The organism is Streptomyces sp. NPDC001770 (genome assembly GCF_053596135.1).
In genome coordinates, this window is record NZ_JBSFFN010000004.1 from 270,896 (window position 1) to 286,889 (window position 15,994).

The following is a 15,994-nucleotide window of genomic DNA, read 5'->3' on the forward strand; positions in this document are numbered from 1 at the left end:
GACGGCCGGAAAACCCGATGAGTCTTGTCAGTGGTGAAACATAGGATCGCCCCTGATGCCCGAGAACCCCGCCGAGCGCACGGACCGGTCCACCGTGCGCGCTCTCAAGCGTTTGTGGCCCTATCTCCGTCCCGTACGCGCCCGTTGGTTCACCGCCGCGCTCGTCGCGGTGGTCGCGTCCGGGCTCGGGCTGGTCATCCCGCTCGTGCTCAAGTGGATGGTGGACGGCCCGGTGGCGGACCGTGACCCGGGCGGGGTCTGGCTCGGGGCGCTCTGGCTGCTGCTCCTGGGCCTCCTGGAAGCGGTGCTGTTCGGAGTGCGGCGGTGGCTGGTGGCCCGGCCGCTGGCCGGGGTCGAGGCGGGCATGCGGGCCGACCTCTACCACCGTCTCCAGCGGCTCCCGATGGCCTTCCACGACCGCTGGCCGTCGGGTCAGCTGCTGTCGCGCGGCACCACCGATCTGATGCTGGTACGCATGTTCCTGGCGTTCCCGCTGACGTTCCTGCTGGTCAACTCGGTGACGATCGCCATCGGGTTCGTCATCCTCTTCCTCCAGGAGTGGTCGCTGGGGCTGGTGCTGCTCGCCCCGGCGGTCCCGCTGATGGTCCTCAGCTCCGTCTTCGAGTCGAAGTACTCGCTGGCCGCGCGCACCGCCCAGGACCAGGTCGGCGACCTGACGACGGTGGTCGAGGAGAGCGTGCTCGGCATCCGGATCATCAAGGGCTTCGGCCGCCACCGCAGCCAGGCGCGGGCGTTCAAGGAGCTCTCGCACCGGCTGCGCTCCACCGAGCTGACCAAGGCCCGGCTGCTGGCGGGGATCTGGGCGCTCATCACCGGGGTGCCGGAGCTGGCGATCGGCGCCGCGCTGGTCGTCGGCACGGTCCAGGTGGCGGACGGCGACCTCTCGGCGGGGACGCTGGTGGCGTTCCTGTCGACGGCCCTCGCTCTGCGCTGGCCGGTGGAGTCGATCGGCTTCCTGCTCGCGATGAGCCAGGAGGCGGCGACCGCGACCGACCGGTACTTCGAGGTCATGGACGTGGCGGAGGAGAGCGGGCCGGCCTCCGGTGCCGAGGCGGGCGGGGTGCCCGGAAGCGCTTCCGGGATGGTTTTCGAGGGGGTCTCCTTCCGCTACCCGGACGCGGCCCCGGACTCCGTACCCGTGCTCGCCGGGATCGACCTGCACGTCCGGCCGGGCGAGACGATGGCGCTGGTCGGCGCCACCGGTTCCGGCAAGACGACGCTCACCGCTCTGGTGCCCCGGCTGCACGAACCCACCGGCGGGCGGATCACCCTGGACGGCGAGGACATCGTCGCCATGGACCGGGCGCGGCTGCGGTCGCTGGTGTCGGTGGCGTTCGAGGAGCCGACGCTGTTCTCCGCGACGGTAGGCGAAAACGTCCTGATGGGCGCGGGCGGCGAGGACGGCACGGGCGGCGAGGACGGCGAGGACCTGGCCCGGGCCCTCGGGGTCGCGCAGGCCCAGTTCGTCCACGACCTGCCCGAGGGCACCGCCACCCAGGTCGGCGAGCAGGGGCTGAGCCTGTCGGGCGGTCAGCGCCAGCGGCTCGCGCTGGCGCGGGCTGTTGTCGGCCGGCCGCGCTTCCTGGTGCTGGACGACCCGCTCTCCGCGCTGGACGTGCACACCGAGGCGCGGGTGGAGGCGGCGCTGCGGCAGGTGCTGGCGGAGACCACGGCGGTGATCGTGGCCCACCGGCCGTCCACCGTGATGCTCGCCGACCGTGTCGCACTGCTCTCCGGCGGCCGGATCGCGGCCGTCGGCACGCACCAGGAGCTGCTGCGGACGAACCCTGAGTACGCCTGGCTGATGTCGGGCTCCGCACACCCGGGCATCACGGTCGCCGAGGAGGCCACGACCCCATGACCAGTACCACTACCGCGGGCGCTCCGTCCGCCGACGGCTCCCCCGCCCCGGAGGCCGGCGGCCCCGGCGCCGCCCCGACGCCCGGTGACGCGTTCGACCTGGACGCGCTGCCCACTCCCCCCGGCGCCACCCGGGCGCTGCTCGCCTCGCTGCTGCGGCCGTTGCGCGCCCGGGTCCTGGTGACCGTGGTGCTGCTCCTCGTCCAGCAGGCCGCCGTCCAGGCGGGCCCACTGCTGGTGGCGTACGCGATCGACAGCGCGGTGCCCGCGTTCCGGGACTCCGACCACGGCCCGCTGATCGCGGTGGGCGTCGGCTACGCGCTCTGCGCGGCGGGCGGCGGCCTCCTCCAGTACGCCTTCATCCGGGGCTCGGCCCGCATCAACCAGGACGTGCTGCTCGACCTGCGCGGCCGGATCTTCCGGCACGCGCAGGCGCTGAGCGTCGACTTCCACGAGCGCTACACCTCGGGCCGGCTGATCTCCCGGTCGACGACGGACGTGGAGTCGCTGCGGGAGCTGCTCAGCGAGGGCCTCCAGGAGCTGATCACCGTGGTCCTCTCCTTCGTCTTCATCTCGGGGATGCTGCTCTGGCTGGACCTGGGCACCGGGGCCATCGCGGTGCTCTCCTTCGTACCGCTCTATCTGCTGGTGCGGGTCTACCAGGCGCGGGCGGGCCGGGCGTACTCCGTGCGGTCCTCCGCGATGGCGGCGGTGATCGTGAAGTTCGCCGAGACGATGAACGGCATCCGGCCGGTGCGGGCGTTCCGGCGCGAGCGGTCCAACGACGCCGTGTTCGCGACGCTCAACCACCGCCACGAGCGGTCGAACGGCGACGCCCTGCTGGAGATGGCCCGTTACGTGACGGGCTCCCGGCTCGTCGCCAACATCGCGGTCGCGGGCATGGTGCTGTGGGGCGCCTACCGGGTCGCCTCGGGCACGCTGGCGCTGGGCGTGCTGGCGGCGGCGGTGCTCTACCTGCGCCGGCTGTACGACCCGATCGACCGGCTGGCGATGTTCCTCAACTCCTGGGAGTCCGCGGCCGCGTCCCTGGAGAAGATCGCGGGCCTGCTCGCGCAGACCCCGTCCGTGCCGGAGCCCGCCGCCCCGGTGGAACTGCCCCCGCTGCGCGGCGAGCAGCCGGGCCGGGAGGTCGTCTTCGACGGGGTCAGGTTCGCGTACCGCACCGGCGGCGAGGTGCTGCCGCGCTTCGACCTGACCCTGCCGGCCGGGCAGACGGTGGCCGTGGTCGGTTCGACGGGTGCGGGCAAGTCGACGCTGGCGAAGCTGCTGGCCCGGTTCTACGACCCGACCGGCGGCCGGGTGCTGCTGGACGGCGTCGACCTGCGGGACCTGGGCACGGCGGAGCTGCGGCGCGGTGTGGTGATGGTGACGCAGGAGGCGTTCCTGTTCTCCGGGACGGTCGCGGAGAACATCGCGATCGGCCGCCCGGACGCGACGCCCGAGGAGATCGAGCGGGCGGCGAAGGCGATCGGCGCGCACGAGTTCATCGAGGGCCTGCCGGAGGGGTACGACACCGACGTACGCAAGCGGGGCGGCCGGATCTCCGCCGGGCAGCGCCAGTTGGTCGCGTTCGCGCGGGCCCTGCTGGCCGACCCGGCGGTGGTGATCCTCGACGAGGCGACCAGTTCCCTCGACATCCCCGGCGAGCGCGCGGTGCAGCGGGCCATGGACACGGTGCTGCACGGCCGTACGGCGGTGGTGATCGCGCACCGGCTGTCCACGGTGGAGATCGCGGACCGGGTGCTGGTGATGGAGCACGGCCGCGTCGTGGAGGACGGCTCGCCGGCCGAACTCATCGGCGGCGAGGGCAGGTTCGCGGGACTGCACCGGGCTTGGCGGGAGAGTCTGGCCTGAACGGACGGGCCCGGTGGCGCCGGGCCAGGCGTGACGTGGGGCCGATCCCGGGGAGGGGCGCGCGCTGGTCCGCCTAAAGGGCGCGAAGAACCCGGGTGGCGCGGAGGCCCCGGGCCGGCGGCTGTCGCTGCCGGCCGAGTTCGCGTTGACCTCGCACCAGCCCGGTGCGGCGCACTCCGCGTTCGTCCGTGCCGACCGGGTGGTGCTGGTCGGCGGGAGGAACGGCCGCACCGGGCCGAGCGCGATCGCCGGAATCGACCCGGAGCGGGGGCGGTTGGCCTGGCGGCACGCCTTGCCGCCAGGTGTTCCTGTTCGAGGACGCCTTCGAGGTACTGACGGCGGTCATCCTCGTGACCGGCGACCGGATCGTCCTGGTCACCGCGCCGGCCAAGGGCAGCTGCCGCGCCACCGTCCTCGCGGGCGGGGTCACCTCCGGGGACGGGGACCACGGCCGGCGGTACGGCTTCGTCTGGGACCAGCCCCAGGCGCCGCGCGACGCGCGCACAGGGTGCCGATGGGACCGCACTCTTCCGCTGGTCGTCGGCTTCCGGCTGGTGCTGCCGGACGCCAAGGGCGCCTTGGACCTCGCTCCCTACTTCGGCACCCTGCACCCCTCCCGGCGGCTGGCACCGGGCGAGTACGTGCTCACCGGCGGCACCGGCAACGAGATCGTCCGGACCCCCGGCCGGCGACGACTGATTCAGGCGCTCCCGGCACTCCCGGCGCTCTCCGGCAGGAGTTCGGCGAGCAGGCCGCGTACCCGCCGCTCGATCTCGTCGCGGATCGGGCGGACCGCGTCGACGCCCCGCCCGGCGGGGTCGTCGAGCTTCCAGTCGAGATAGGTCCGGCCGGGGAAGACGGGGCAGGTGTCGCCGCAGCCCATGGTGATGACCACGTCGGATGCCCGTACGGCATCGGCGGTCAGCACCTTCGGGGTCTCGGCGGACAGGTCGATGCCGGCCTCAGCCATCGCTCGTACGGCGGCCGGGTTCACGGCGGCGACGGGTGCGGAACCGGCGGAGCGGACCTCGACCCGGCCCTCGGAGAGGTGGCTGAGCCAGGCGGCGGCCATCTGGGAGCGGCCCGCGTTGTGGACGCACACGAAAAGCACGGACGGCCTGGACTCGGACACCGCTTCGGACTCGGTCTCGGACATGGCTTCAGACACGGGCGGAACCTTTCACATCGGCCGCCGGTCCGGCTGTCGTGTCGGCGGACCGGGGGAAGCGGTGGCGTACGGCGAGGGCGACGTGGACGAGGCCGATGAGGACGGGGACCTCGATGAGGGGGCCGACGACTCCGGCGAGGGCCTGGCCGGAGGTGGCGCCGAAGGTGGCGACGGCGACCGCGATGGCGAGCTCGAAGTTGTTGCCCGCGGCGGTGAACGCCAGCGTCGCCGCCTTCGGGTAGCCGAGTCCGAGCGCGCGGCCGGCCGCCAGGGACCCGGCCCACATCAGCGCGAAGTACACCAGCAGCGGCAGCGCGATGCGGACGACGTCCAGGGGCTTCGAGGTGATGGCGTCGCCCTGGAGGGCGAAGAGTACGACGACGGTGAACAGCAGTCCGTACAGGGCGAAGGGGCCGATCCGGGGAACCAGCTTCTTCTCGTACCAGGTGCGCCCCTTGGCCTTCTCGCCCAGGCGACGGGTGAGGAACCCGGCCAGCAGCGGGATGCCGAGGAAGATCAGTACGGAACGGGTGATCTCCCACACCGACACGTCCAGGGCGGTCTGCTCCAGCCCGAGCCACCCGGGCAGCACGCTGAGGTAGAACCAGCCCAGCGCGGAGAACGCGAGCACCTGGAACACCGAGTTGAGGGCCACCAGGACGGCGGCGGCCTCACGGTCGCCACAGGCCAGGTCGTTCCAGATGATCACCATGGCGATGCAGCGGGCCAGTCCGACGATGATGAGCCCGGTGCGGTACTCGGGCAGGTCGGGCAGGAAGATCCAGGCGAGCGCGAACATCAGCGCCGGGCCGACGACCCAGTTCAGCACCAGGGAGGGGACGAGCAGGCGCCGGTCGCGGGTGACGGTGGAGACGCGGTCGTAACGGACCTTCGCGAGGACCGGGTACATCATCACGAGCAGGCCGAGCGCGATCGGCAGCGAGACGCCGGTGACGGTCACCTTCGCGAGCGCGTCGCCCAACCCCGGTACGAGGCGGCCGAGGCCGAGACCGGCGGCCATGGCGGCGAGGATCCACACGGCGAGAAAGCGGTCCAGGAACGACAGCCGCCCGGCGACCGGCGCGGTGGTCCCGGAGCTGGTACCGGTACTCACGAAGCGGTCCGTGCGGACCCGGGTGATACGGGCAGAGGCCCACCGGCAGAACCGGCGGGGCGGGTGAGGACCTGGGCCAGCTGGTCGGTCGTCTCGGGCAGCAGGCGGTAGTACACCCACGTCCCACGCCGCTCGGAGTCGATCAGCCCGGCCTGCTTCAGCAGCTTCAGGTGATGGGAGATCGTCGGCTGCGACAGGTCGAAGGCCGGGGTCAGGTCGCAGACGCAGACCTCCCCGCCCGCCCGCGAGGCGATCATCGACAGCAGGCGCAGGCGCACCGGGTCGCCCAGCGCCTTGAACACCTTCGCCAGCGCCTGCGAGCGCTCCTCGTCCAGCGGGGTGGTCAGCAGACCGGGGCAGCATCCCCCGGCACCGTCCTGGTCGAGCACCACGAGCTCTTGTTTCGACATGCTTCTATATTGACGTTTCTCGATTCTGGATGCAACCTTGAATCGACAGGCATCGATACAACCTGATCAGGGAGTCCACCATGTCCCGTGTCCAGCTCGCGCTCAACGTCGCGGACCTCGAAGCGTCCGTCGTCTTCTACTCGAAGCTCTTCGGCACCGAGCCCGCCAAGCGGCGCCCCGGCTACGCGAACTTCGCCCTCACCACCCCGCCGCTCAAGCTCGTCCTCATCGAGGGCGAACCGGGCCAGGAGACCCGCCTCGACCACCTCGGCGTCGAAGTCGGCAGCACCGACGAGGTCACCGCCGCCACCACCCGTCTCAAGGACGCCGGGCTCGCCACCTTCGAGGAGAACGACACCTCCTGCTGCTACGCCCTCCAGGACAAGGTGTGGATCCACGGCCCGGGCAGGGAGCCGTGGGAGGTCTACACCGTCAAGGCGGACGCCGACCGCCTCGGCAAGAGGCCTGCGCTCGCGCCCGGCGGGGACGCCTGCTGCGCGGACCGGCCGGAGACGGGTGAGGCCCCGACGACGGGTGCGACGACGGCCGGGGGATGCGCCTGCGGCGCATGAGCCGACCGGGGCGAACGGGAGACGACCCCAGCGGAAGCCGATGTCCGAGCAGGACGTGGAGCCGTGGTACATGACGGCACCGGATCCGGACGCCGCCCCGGTTCCGGCGATGCAGCCGACAGCATGCCCAGCCCGATCCGCGCGATCCGGACCACCCCCGGCTGAACCGCTACTTCCTCTTGCTTCGGGCGACAACGATGGGGATCACCACGCAGGCAAGGGACAGGACGAACAGGACCAGTCCCAGCGTGCCTCCGGGGGTCCATCCCCCTCGCGCCAGAGCCATGGCAGCCACCTTCACGTGAGCCTGGTGTGTGGGTACTTCAGCTTCGGTGCGCGGACCTGAAGGCGAACCGGACAGCGATGCAGAACGCGTCGACGACGACAGCGACCAGAAGAACCGGGAACGCGGCCCCCCAACCACCCATTGCACCCAGCACCACGGCCAGGATGTAAAGGAAGACGGATGAGGCGACCACGATCGCGCCGTTCCTCCGAACCGCATCGCGCGATCCGTACAGATCCTCAGAGATTCGAGCCATCCGAATCGCCTCCATAAGGTGCGTTCACACATTGACGATCGGTGGAGTTGCCGTAGGCGTCGGCGAGGCAGGAGTAGCTCCTCCCGCTCCTCGTCATGGAGTTGAGGGTGCCCGCCGGTTCCCGGACGAATCCTGTGTCGTTCGTGCCGTCGCGCGCCCGGTCGGCGTGGTCCCGTTCGGCCTCCGGCCACGCCGCCCGATCCCCCGACGCCGGCACCGGGACAGCGTTCAGTCGTGGAGCATGTCCACGAAGTCCCACGAGTGGCCCGGAGGATGGCCGGCATACAGGTGGCAGGGGTCCTGGTGGATCGCGGGGAGCGTCCGGTCGGTCACTTCGCACGGCGGGACGACCGCGTACGTGACGTGGTCGGCGTCGTTCCAGTACACCCACATGTCACCGTGCTCGAGCCCGAGGTGGTCGAGGTGGTCCGCGTGGTCACCGTCGTGGTTCTGCGCGAGTTCGCAGGTCACCGCGCGGGGTACGTCGGTCAGCATGTGGTGGTCGGCCAGGTCCACCCATGGCGCGCGGCGGGAATCGTTGCAGTGGTAGTACAGCGCCTCCGTCATGGCGTGTCGCCCTGGTCGTCCACGTGCTCGTCCACATGCTCACCCGGGCGCTCGCCCAGGAGGGGGCCGACGGCTCGGCGGGCGGCCTCGTCCAGCAGGTCACCGAGCGGGTCCACCACGTCCCATGAATGCCCCGCCGGGTGCCCAGGAGGCAGAGTGCACCGGTCCACCTTCTCGGGCCGGCTGATCAGCCACGTGACGGCGCGGCACGAGCGGGACTCCTCGAACCGGGCCGGGAGGCCTGCGCTCCAGTACATCCAGAGGTCGACGCCCGAACCGTCTTCCGCGCCGCCGATGAAGGCGGCGTGCTCGACGCCTTCGGCATGCTCGCCCAGCTCGCAGAGCGTGTACTCATCAAGTAAGGAAAGTTGGTCGATCGGCTGCTCGGACGCCCCCTCCATGGCGATCAGGGCGACCAGCGCGTCAATCTCGGGGACACGGCGTACAGCAGTGCATTGCAGCACGAGAAAGCCTCACGGAAGTGTCGTGGACAAGGAAAGGAGTCCCGCCCAGCCCCCGGGGGAGGAGGGGCGAGCGGGGCCGTTGCCCGCACTGCTGGACCAGGTGCGGCGGGGCGGGCCCGTCCGGCCGGTCCCCGGGGGTGCGGAACCGGCGGACGGGGGCTTACGGGGAGTACGGGCTCCGGCGCGTACGGTTCCGGTGCTGCGGCTCCGGACCGAAGAGCAAGTTCCTACCGATCCCGGCCACTTGGACCAGGCCGCGGAGGGCCGCCACCGGTTCACGCGCGCTCGGCACCTTCACAGCACGTCACCCCGACTCCGCGCGTTGCAGCGGGCGTTCTCGGCCCGCAGTCGCTCCATCGGCGTCGCCGGCCTGACGACTCCGGGTTCGGCTTCCCATTCGAGCCCGCCACCGAGGGGGCGCAGCGACCAGTAGGGGCCCGCGACGCCTCTGAACTCACCGATGCGGCCATCGCGGCCGGTGTCCACCATCACCGTTCCGATCGCCGGCGGCGGAGGGGCAACACCAGGTGCGAGCACGACCACTCCTCTCTGTAGCTGTTTCGCTACCGGGGGTGCTCAGAGTGGCCTATCGTTGTGATGTCCTCAACCCGCGAGGTGCGAAGGAAGGGTTACGCCGGGACATGGTGAACCGGAGAGAGTTGAACCCCGAGGCAAGCCCGGAGGCGGCTTATGGCGCGCGCCTTCGGCGCTTTCGGGAGGACCGAGGGTGGACACAGGATGCGCTGGCTGCGAAGGGGGCATATTCCAGCAGACATGTCTCTGCGGTCGAAACTGCTCGCAAGTCGCCAACCCTTGGCTTCTCAAGAGATGTTGATGCGGCTTTCGGTACGGCGGACACCGCCGATTCGTTCGAACGCGAGTGGCGCGAGATCCGTCAGGGATCGCTGATCGAAGGCTTCCCGGAGTACGTTTCCCATGAGGCTCGGGCAGCAGAGATCAGGCTGTACGAGGTCGGGGTGATTCCGGGACTTCTGCAGACCCCGGCCTACGCGTCAGCCATCGAGGGCGGCCAGGTCAAGCGCGGAGCTGCGACACCGGAGCAGGCCGAGGAGCGAGTGGCCCTGGTGGCACAGCGGCAGGAAGTGCTGGTGCGGCGCCGTCCGCCCCTGGTCTTCGTGGTGCTGGATGAAAGCTGCATCCGTCGCCCCGTGGGGCCCCCTGCCGTCTGGGACGCGCAGCTGGCTCGCCTGTTGGAGTTCGCCGAGCTTCCGAACACCGCGCTGCACGTGGCCCCGTTCACCATGGGAGAGCGTCGCGCCTGCACCCTCCCCGTGACCGTCCTGACGCTTCCCGACCGCTCGCTCATGTCCTATGCGGAGTCGTCCCAGCGGGGGCATCTTGAGCGGGAAAGCCGGTACGCGCTCGCAATGTTGACGGCCTACCATCAGTTGCAAACCGAGGCGCTCTCCCAGGCCGCGTCTCTGGACATGATCGAACAGGTACGAAAGGGCACCCCGTGATGACCGAGTCCCCCCGTTGGTTCACGTCCTCGTACAGTGGTGGCGGCGGGCAGTGCGTCGAGGTCGCTGTCAACCTTGCCACGTCGCACAACATCGTCCCCGTCCGCGACTCCAAGGTCACGAGCGGTCCGGTCCTGGACATCTCCACCACCTCGTTCGCCGCGTTCGTGGCAGGCGTCAAGACCGAAGGGTTCGCAGGCTGACCACCGAGCGGCCCTGTCTCAGCGGACAGCCCCACCGTGTGCGCACGGTGGGGCTGTCCATCGTGCGGCAGGACGTTCCGAACGAGGCTCCAGCCCGAGCGGTCGGCCCCCTGCGTAGATGCCACGTTCTCGGGCCGCCCCGGCTCCACACCTCACATCAGTGGCCGGGTTCACGCAACACCCCTGCCGTCTTGTGCACTTGTCGACCCAAGGGGGTACCCCGGGGCGCCCTCCACGCGCCATTCGCCGCTACTCACCCGCCCCGCGCTCCGAACGATCCACGGCCGACTGCCCGTCCTGGGTGATCAGCAACGGCTCGTCGTAGCGGATCACGATCGGCGCGTTCGCCTCCGCCCGTGCGCGGTCGGAGGCCGCCGCGACCTCCTCGTAGGTCCACTCCTTGTACAGCCGCTCTCCGTGGGCATCGGTGATGTCGATGACCAGGCTCGTCCACTCCTCGGCAGGCTGTTCGGGGACGAGGCCCAGTTCGTACGTGGCGTCCCGGAGGAGGGACTCGGTGACGCGTACGCCGGTGAGTCTCTCGGCCAGAGCGAGGACCGCCGCCTTCCGGTCGAACCTGTCGACGTCCGGGGCGTTCTCGTCGTGCTCTCCCTCGGGAGTCAGCGGACAGCCGACTTCCCGCAGCAGAGGCACCAGCTCGTCGGGGCTGCTGCCGTGGCGGGCCGAGGGGCCCTCGAAGGACGTGCGGAGCTCACCCTCCTCGTACCGGTCGAAGAGGTGGATGGGCTTGCCGCCGTTGGTCGAGTGCACCACCACCCTGCCGCCCTCCGACAGCTTCTCCACGCCCGGCAGCCCGAGGCCCCCGTCGAAACCGAGGACAACCGTCCAGTCGCCGTTCTCGCCCGGGGTGTTGAAGGCGCCCGCGATGTAGGACTCGTCCCAGTGGTCATAACCCCCCTCGGCGCGGTGGGCGTCGTCCGCCTCGGTCAGCCCGGCCGTCCCCTCTCCGGTGCCGCGCGGTTCCGCCTCCACCGCGCGCAGCACCTCGTGCGGGCTCCGCCCCTGTATCAGGGTCATGGTGTATCCCCACTCCAACATGTGGTCGAAGAGGGGCGAGTTGCGGATCCAGGCGTAGTCGTGCGCGGTCACCGAGTTCATACGGCGCAGTGTGCCCGACGCCACTGACAAGGCCCGGTGCGAACCGGTTGCCGTGCGATGCCGCCGCGCCTGCCCCGGCCCCGCTCGACGGACGAACGGCAACCAGCTCCCCCACACACCCGCTCACGGTTCACCGCGCACCCGCTCCGCCGACCCGCAACGCCCCCGGTCGTACCACCCACGTCACCGTCCAGCCCGGCCCGGTACAGTCCGCCCATGGCAGCACGAATCGACCTCACGCTCGATTGCACGGACGCGCAGCTCCTCGCCAGGTTCTGGCGGGAGGCGCTGGGCTATGTCGACGAACCGCCGCCCGCCCCCTTCGCGACGCGCGCGGAGTGGCTCGCCCAGTTCGACCTGCCGGAGGGCGAGTCCGTGGACGACGGGGCCTGGCTCTGCGATCCGGACGGCGTGGGCCCCCGGCTCGCGATCCTCAAGGTCTCCGAGCCCAAGTCGGCCAAGAACCGGCTCCACATCGACATCCGGGTTCCGGGCCACGGCACGCGCGACGAGCGCTGGGCACGGATCATGGCGGAGGCCGTTCGCCTGGTCGCGGCGGGCGGGGCCGTGCGGGAGGAGTTCACCGGGCACCATCTCGTCATGGCCGATCCCGAGGGCAACGAGTTCTGCGTCGCGGCGGGCCCGGCCACGGCCCTTGTCTGAGCGACCGGCACGACCCGCACGAGGACCTCACGGAACCGGGCACGGTACGGCGATGGAGGCGGCGCCGCACCGCCGCTCGCGTCGGACGACGCGTGTGGGTCGGCGTCCCTCAGGAGGCGGCCGGCCAGGACACCGCCGGCAGTCCGGGCGAGGAGTCGGCCGGGCCGGGAGCGCCGCTCGGGCTGTCGGGAGCGCCGACCGGACCAGGTGCGCCGCTCGGGTTCGGCGGAAAGACGGATATCCGGTCGCTGATGTCCGCGGGGGTCCGCCGCCTCGGCGGTTCGATCGCCTGCGGGGTGCCGATGTACAGCCGCCCCAGCGGACGTTCCTCGGGATCGAGGCTCAGAAGCCGTCCCGTCCGCCCGGATTCGGTGAACCCTCCCGTGTGCCAGGTACTGCCGAATCCGCGGGCGTGCAGCAGCAGCATCAAGGAGTTGACCATGGCGCCGACGCCGGCGAGTCGCTCCCATCCAGGGACGGGGCTGTCACGGTCGGGGTCGCGTCGGTCGGGGCTGTCACGGTCGGGGTTGGTGCGACGGGCTTCGGTCAGTGACGACGACAGCACCAGAGTGGCGATGAGCGGTACGTCGCGGAGTCTGGAATCCGCGTCCTCCCGCTGGGAATCGGGCCCACCGTGCTCTTCGGCGAAGCAGCGCGCCAGGGTGACGCAGTCCTCGCCGCGCGTCAGAATCCACCGCCACTGCCGGGTGTCCCCGTGATCGGGCGACGCGGCGGCCCCGCGGAGCAGATAGGCGAACTCGTGGTCGCTCGGCGCGGGTCCGACGAGAAGCTGATCGCTGCGGCGGGTCAGCACGGCTGTCATGACGTCCATCGAACTTCCTCTTCCGCTGTCGACGTGATGCGTTGCGCCCACGTTGTGCTCCGTGCTCCGGGTCGCGTTCACCGCCCCGCGGGAGTGGGGGGCGGGGCGGTGAAGTCTCGCGCCCGCTCCGGTCTCCGAAGAGGGCGGAGCGTGCCGGCGGCGTCGCTGAGGCATCGCGGGGGCGGCGCGACGCGATGCGGCGCGCGGCGCCGTCAGGCCAGCGACCGGATGACCTGCAGGGTGGCGTCGATCTCCTCGGGGAAGTTGACGATGCCCGCGGACAGGCGGACGTGAGGAACCCCGTAGGGAGTGGCGTTGGCGATGATCCGGTGGTCGCGGAGGATCCGGGCCACCTTCTTGGGCTCGTAGCCCCGGACGTCGAAGGTGACGATGCCCGCGGAGACCGCGGGGTCGAGCGGTGTGTGCAGCGTGACGTGGTCCATCCCGGCCAGACCTTCCTTGATCTGGCTGTTCAGCTCGGCGATCCGGTCCTGGATCCGCTTGCGCCCGATCCGCCGGTGGAAGTGGAACGCCTCGGTGGCGGCCCACTGGTGCTCGTACGAGTGGAAGCCTCCCGGGCTGACCCATGCGGCCACCGTGGGTCCCGCGGGGAGGCGGTCCTGCCGCCAGGCGTCCGCGGTCTCCCGGTTCATCAGGCTGGGGATCGTCGGCTGGATCAGGGCCCAGTTCTCCGGCTTGGCCCAGAGGATTCCCGTACCGCGCGGACCGAGAATCCACTTGTGCGTGCCGGCCGAGAAGAAGTCGCAGCCCATCTGCGCGACGTCTTCGTCCGCCACACCGAAACCGTGGACTCCGTCCACCACCAGCAGGATGCGGTCCGCTTCGTCGCGGTCACGGTTCAGGTCCGCGATGGCGGCCGCGACCTCGGCCATCGGCAGGCGTACGCCGGTGCTGGAGTGGACCCAGGCGACGGCGAATACGCGGGTGTTGGGGCGTACGGCCGCGCGGATGCGCGCGATGGCCGCGTCCGCGGAGAAGTCCAGCGAGGATTCGTAGAGGGGAATCTGGCGCATGCTCGCGCCCCACTTCTCGGTGGCCAGACGAATCGCCTCGTAGTGCGGGTAGAACTCGTGCGTGGTGGTCAGGACCTCCTGGTCGGGCCGCAGACGCAGCCCGTTGTGGACCAGGGCGAGACCCATGGTGGTGCTGCTGGTGAGGGCGATCTCGTGTGGCTGTCCGCCGACGTACTCGGCGGCGGCGTCGCACACGTCCCGCCACAGCATGTCCTCGTCGCGGCCGAACATGTTGTCGTCCAGGAAGCTGTGCGGGTCTTCGTCGAAAGCCTTCCGGTACTTCGTGATCGCGTCCCGGACGGGGGTCGGGTTCGACGCGAGATAGAAATTGGAGAGATGCACGAGGTCGGGAGAGAGCAGGAACTCCGCGCGGACGGATTTCCAGTCGTACGCCGCGGACGACTGTGCATCCGTTGCGGGGGTTCCGGAGGCGACGGAATGCGACGGATCGTTCAGGGTTTCGGAACGCGAAAGAGACATGATGACTCCTCTGTGAGTTTCATGCGATGTTTTTTGCTCATGCCCGGATGATGAAATCGACGGTGCGGCAAAATCGTTCTCGGCGAATCTCCTGCGATTCCTGGGCAACGTTAATTAGGCCCGAATGGACCGTCAAGCGTGCGAGTCGCCGCCCAGTCGTACACGAACACCCTTCGCGCGAAGGGGACTTGATGGGGTGGCGCCACCGGCGGGCGCCCCGCACATGCGGGCGGGGCGCGCCCCCGTGGGGAAGGCGCGCCCCGCCTGCGGCGGGAACGGGTCAGGAGGCGGAGGCCGCCCGCCCGGCCTGTTCCACGGCTTTGGCGCCCTGGAGGGGGTGGGCGTCCGTGCCCTCGCCGGACGGGACCGCGCCATCGACGGGAAGCCGTCGGTTGACCGCCCAGACGACCAGCGCGCACGCGGCGAAGCCGGCCCCGAGCAGGCTGGATCCCGCCCAGCCGCGGGCTGCGAAGAGCGCGGTGGTGGAGGCCGCGCCGAGGGCGGAACCGAGCGAGTAGAAGACCATGTAGCTGCCGATGACGCTGCTGATGCGGTCGGGGTGGGCGGTGGTGAGCAGATGCTGGTTGCTCACGTGCACGGCCTGGACGGCGAAGTCCAGCAGCACGATCCCGACGAGCGGGATCCACAGGGTCCAGGTCAGTTGCCCGATCGCCGCCCAGGAGAGGATGAGCAGGCCCAGCGCGAGACCGGTGACCGGCATCGCCCGCCCCGCGTCCGCCCATCGTCCCGCTCGGGCCGCGCCCAGTGCGCCCGCGAGGCCGACGAAGCCGAAGAGGCCGATCTGCCCCTCGCTCAGATGCCAGGGCGCGTCCGACAGCGGCAGCGACAGCCCGCTCCACAGCGTCCCGAAGGACGCGAAGAGGAAGAAGGCGATGAGCCCTCGGGACAGGAAGAGGCGTTGGCCGAAGAGCCCGCCGATCGAGGTCACGGCGCGTACGTATCCCGTGGGGCGGCCGGACCGCTCCTCCGTCGGCAGGACGGCGAGGACGAGGGCCGCGAGCCCCACGGAGAGCACCGCGAGGACGACGTAGACGCTCCGCCAGCCCCACAGCTCGGTGAGCGCGCCGGTGACCGCCCGCGCACCCAGAATGCCGACGACCACGCCCGAGGTCACCACCCCGATGTTCCGTCCGCGTTCCTCGGGCGAGGACATCGACGCGGCGTAGGCCACCGTGGTCTGCACCACCACCGCGAACATCCCGGCGGCGGCGAGTCCGGCGAAGGCCACCCAGGAGGCCGTCGCCGAGGCCGTCAGGACCATGCCGGCCGCCGTGACGGCCAGGTGTACGGCGATCAGCCGGCGCCGGTCCACCACGTCCCCGAGGGGCACCAGCAGGACCAGTCCCACCAGATAGCCGAACTGGCCGGTCGAGACGATCCAGCCGGAGACCCCGGGTGCCAGTCCGAGGTCGTGGCCCATCGGCTCCAGGACCGTCTGTGCGGCGTAGATGCTCGCCACAGCGACACCACACACCATCGCGAGCAGCAAGCGCCGCCACGCAGTCATCGCAGACTCCAATCAGTAGCAAATTGCAACCTATTCGACCGTACGGCATGATGGTTTCAATCCGCAACTC

Annotated in this window: 17 protein-coding genes; 6 read left to right on the forward strand and 11 right to left on the reverse strand. The window is 70.7% G+C overall.

Annotated elements, in window-relative coordinates:
- Positions 1 to 55 precede the first annotated feature (55 nt).
- Both ACWCSV_RS06300 and ACWCSV_RS06305 read left to right on the forward strand, forming a co-directional pair.
- Positions 56 to 1,882 carry an ABC transporter ATP-binding protein gene (locus ACWCSV_RS06300; protein WP_451139006.1) on the forward strand — a complete coding sequence of 609 codons (1,827 nt, stop codon included), beginning with the start codon at positions 56 to 58 and terminating at the stop codon, positions 1,880 to 1,882.
- Complete coding sequence (locus tag ACWCSV_RS06305; RefSeq protein WP_451139008.1) at positions 1,879 to 3,756, forward strand: ABC transporter ATP-binding protein; 1,878 nt, start codon at positions 1,879 to 1,881, stop codon at positions 3,754 to 3,756. Before ACWCSV_RS06300 ends, ACWCSV_RS06305 begins: the two co-directional genes overlap by 4 nt.
- A gap of 700 nt (positions 3,757 to 4,456) precedes the next feature.
- On the opposite strand, the gene ACWCSV_RS06310 is transcribed toward ACWCSV_RS06305, so the two are convergent.
- The 3 genes from ACWCSV_RS06310 to ACWCSV_RS06320 are packed head-to-tail and all read right to left on the reverse strand — an operon-like array spanning position 4,457 to position 6,448.
- Complete coding sequence (locus ACWCSV_RS06310; RefSeq protein ID WP_451139116.1) at positions 4,457 to 4,888, reverse strand: arsenate reductase ArsC; 432 nt, start codon at positions 4,886 to 4,888, stop codon at positions 4,457 to 4,459.
- A gap of 28 nt (positions 4,889 to 4,916) precedes the next feature.
- Positions 4,917 to 6,038, reverse strand: coding sequence for an ACR3 family arsenite efflux transporter (gene arsB, locus ACWCSV_RS06315; protein ID WP_451139010.1), 1,122 nt, complete (start codon positions 6,036 to 6,038; stop codon positions 4,917 to 4,919).
- The gene (locus ACWCSV_RS06320) at positions 6,035 to 6,448 is read right to left on the reverse strand and encodes an ArsR/SmtB family transcription factor (RefSeq protein WP_451139012.1); all 414 of its coding nucleotides are present in this window, start codon (positions 6,446 to 6,448) and stop codon (positions 6,035 to 6,037) included. The genes arsB and ACWCSV_RS06320 overlap by 4 nt, the downstream gene beginning before the upstream one ends.
- Before the next feature lie 80 nt (positions 6,449 to 6,528).
- Here ACWCSV_RS06320 and ACWCSV_RS06325 point away from each other — a divergent pair, with 80 nt between their 5' ends.
- A complete protein-coding gene (locus tag ACWCSV_RS06325) occupies positions 6,529 to 7,020 on the forward strand; it encodes an ArsI/CadI family heavy metal resistance metalloenzyme (protein WP_451139014.1) in 492 nt (163 codons plus the stop codon).
- A gap of 323 nt (positions 7,021 to 7,343) precedes the next feature.
- Here ACWCSV_RS06325 and ACWCSV_RS06330 read toward each other — a convergent pair whose 3' ends face one another.
- The 4 genes from ACWCSV_RS06330 to ACWCSV_RS06345 all read right to left on the reverse strand — a co-directional run bounded on the left by ACWCSV_RS06330 (position 7,344) and on the right by ACWCSV_RS06345 (position 9,082).
- Positions 7,344 to 7,562, reverse strand: a complete 219-nt coding sequence (locus ACWCSV_RS06330) for a hypothetical protein (protein ID WP_451139016.1) — start codon at positions 7,560 to 7,562, stop codon at positions 7,344 to 7,346.
- 228 nt (positions 7,563 to 7,790) lie between these two features.
- Positions 7,791 to 8,129 (reverse strand): hypothetical protein, encoded by a 339-nt coding sequence (locus ACWCSV_RS06335; protein ID WP_451139018.1) that lies wholly within the window; start codon positions 8,127 to 8,129, stop codon positions 7,791 to 7,793.
- Positions 8,126 to 8,593 carry a hypothetical protein gene (locus tag ACWCSV_RS06340; protein WP_451139020.1) on the reverse strand — a complete coding sequence of 156 codons (468 nt, stop codon included), beginning with the start codon at positions 8,591 to 8,593 and terminating at the stop codon, positions 8,126 to 8,128. Before ACWCSV_RS06340 ends, ACWCSV_RS06335 begins: the two co-directional genes overlap by 4 nt.
- Before the next feature lie 294 nt (positions 8,594 to 8,887).
- On the reverse strand, positions 8,888 to 9,082 hold the full coding sequence (locus tag ACWCSV_RS06345) for a hypothetical protein (protein WP_451139022.1): 195 nt from the start codon (positions 9,080 to 9,082) through the stop codon (positions 8,888 to 8,890).
- Between the two features lie 152 nt (positions 9,083 to 9,234).
- Here ACWCSV_RS06345 and ACWCSV_RS06350 point away from each other — a divergent pair, with 152 nt between their 5' ends.
- Both ACWCSV_RS06350 and ACWCSV_RS06355 read left to right on the forward strand, forming a co-directional pair.
- Positions 9,235 to 10,074: a helix-turn-helix domain-containing protein gene (locus ACWCSV_RS06350; protein WP_451139024.1), complete on the forward strand. Its 840-nt coding sequence runs from the start codon at positions 9,235 to 9,237 to the stop codon at positions 10,072 to 10,074.
- Complete coding sequence (locus ACWCSV_RS06355) at positions 10,074 to 10,277, forward strand: DUF397 domain-containing protein (protein WP_451139026.1); 204 nt, start codon at positions 10,074 to 10,076, stop codon at positions 10,275 to 10,277. The genes ACWCSV_RS06350 and ACWCSV_RS06355 overlap by 1 nt, the downstream gene beginning before the upstream one ends.
- A 249-nt stretch (positions 10,278 to 10,526) precedes the next feature.
- Here the strand turns inward: ACWCSV_RS06355 and ACWCSV_RS06360 are convergent, their stop codons facing one another.
- Entirely contained in the window at positions 10,527 to 11,396 is an 870-nt protein-coding gene (locus tag ACWCSV_RS06360; protein ID WP_451139028.1) for a DUF6461 domain-containing protein, read from the reverse strand.
- 216 nt (positions 11,397 to 11,612) lie between these two features.
- Here ACWCSV_RS06360 and ACWCSV_RS06365 point away from each other — a divergent pair, with 216 nt between their 5' ends.
- Positions 11,613 to 12,059 (forward strand): VOC family protein, encoded by a 447-nt coding sequence (locus ACWCSV_RS06365; RefSeq protein ID WP_451139030.1) that lies wholly within the window; start codon positions 11,613 to 11,615, stop codon positions 12,057 to 12,059.
- A gap of 109 nt (positions 12,060 to 12,168) precedes the next feature.
- Here ACWCSV_RS06365 and ACWCSV_RS06370 read toward each other — a convergent pair whose 3' ends face one another.
- From ACWCSV_RS06370 to ACWCSV_RS06380, 3 genes are all read right to left on the reverse strand, one after another.
- Positions 12,169 to 12,891, reverse strand: a complete 723-nt coding sequence (locus ACWCSV_RS06370) for a nitroreductase family protein (protein WP_451139032.1) — start codon at positions 12,889 to 12,891, stop codon at positions 12,169 to 12,171.
- A gap of 203 nt (positions 12,892 to 13,094) precedes the next feature.
- The gene (locus ACWCSV_RS06375; protein WP_451139034.1) at positions 13,095 to 14,396 is read right to left on the reverse strand and encodes an aminotransferase class V-fold PLP-dependent enzyme; all 1,302 of its coding nucleotides are present in this window, start codon (positions 14,394 to 14,396) and stop codon (positions 13,095 to 13,097) included.
- 280 nt (positions 14,397 to 14,676) lie between these two features.
- Positions 14,677 to 15,924, reverse strand: coding sequence for an MFS transporter (locus tag ACWCSV_RS06380; protein ID WP_451139036.1), 1,248 nt, complete (start codon positions 15,922 to 15,924; stop codon positions 14,677 to 14,679).
- Positions 15,925 to 15,994 lie beyond the last annotated feature (70 nt).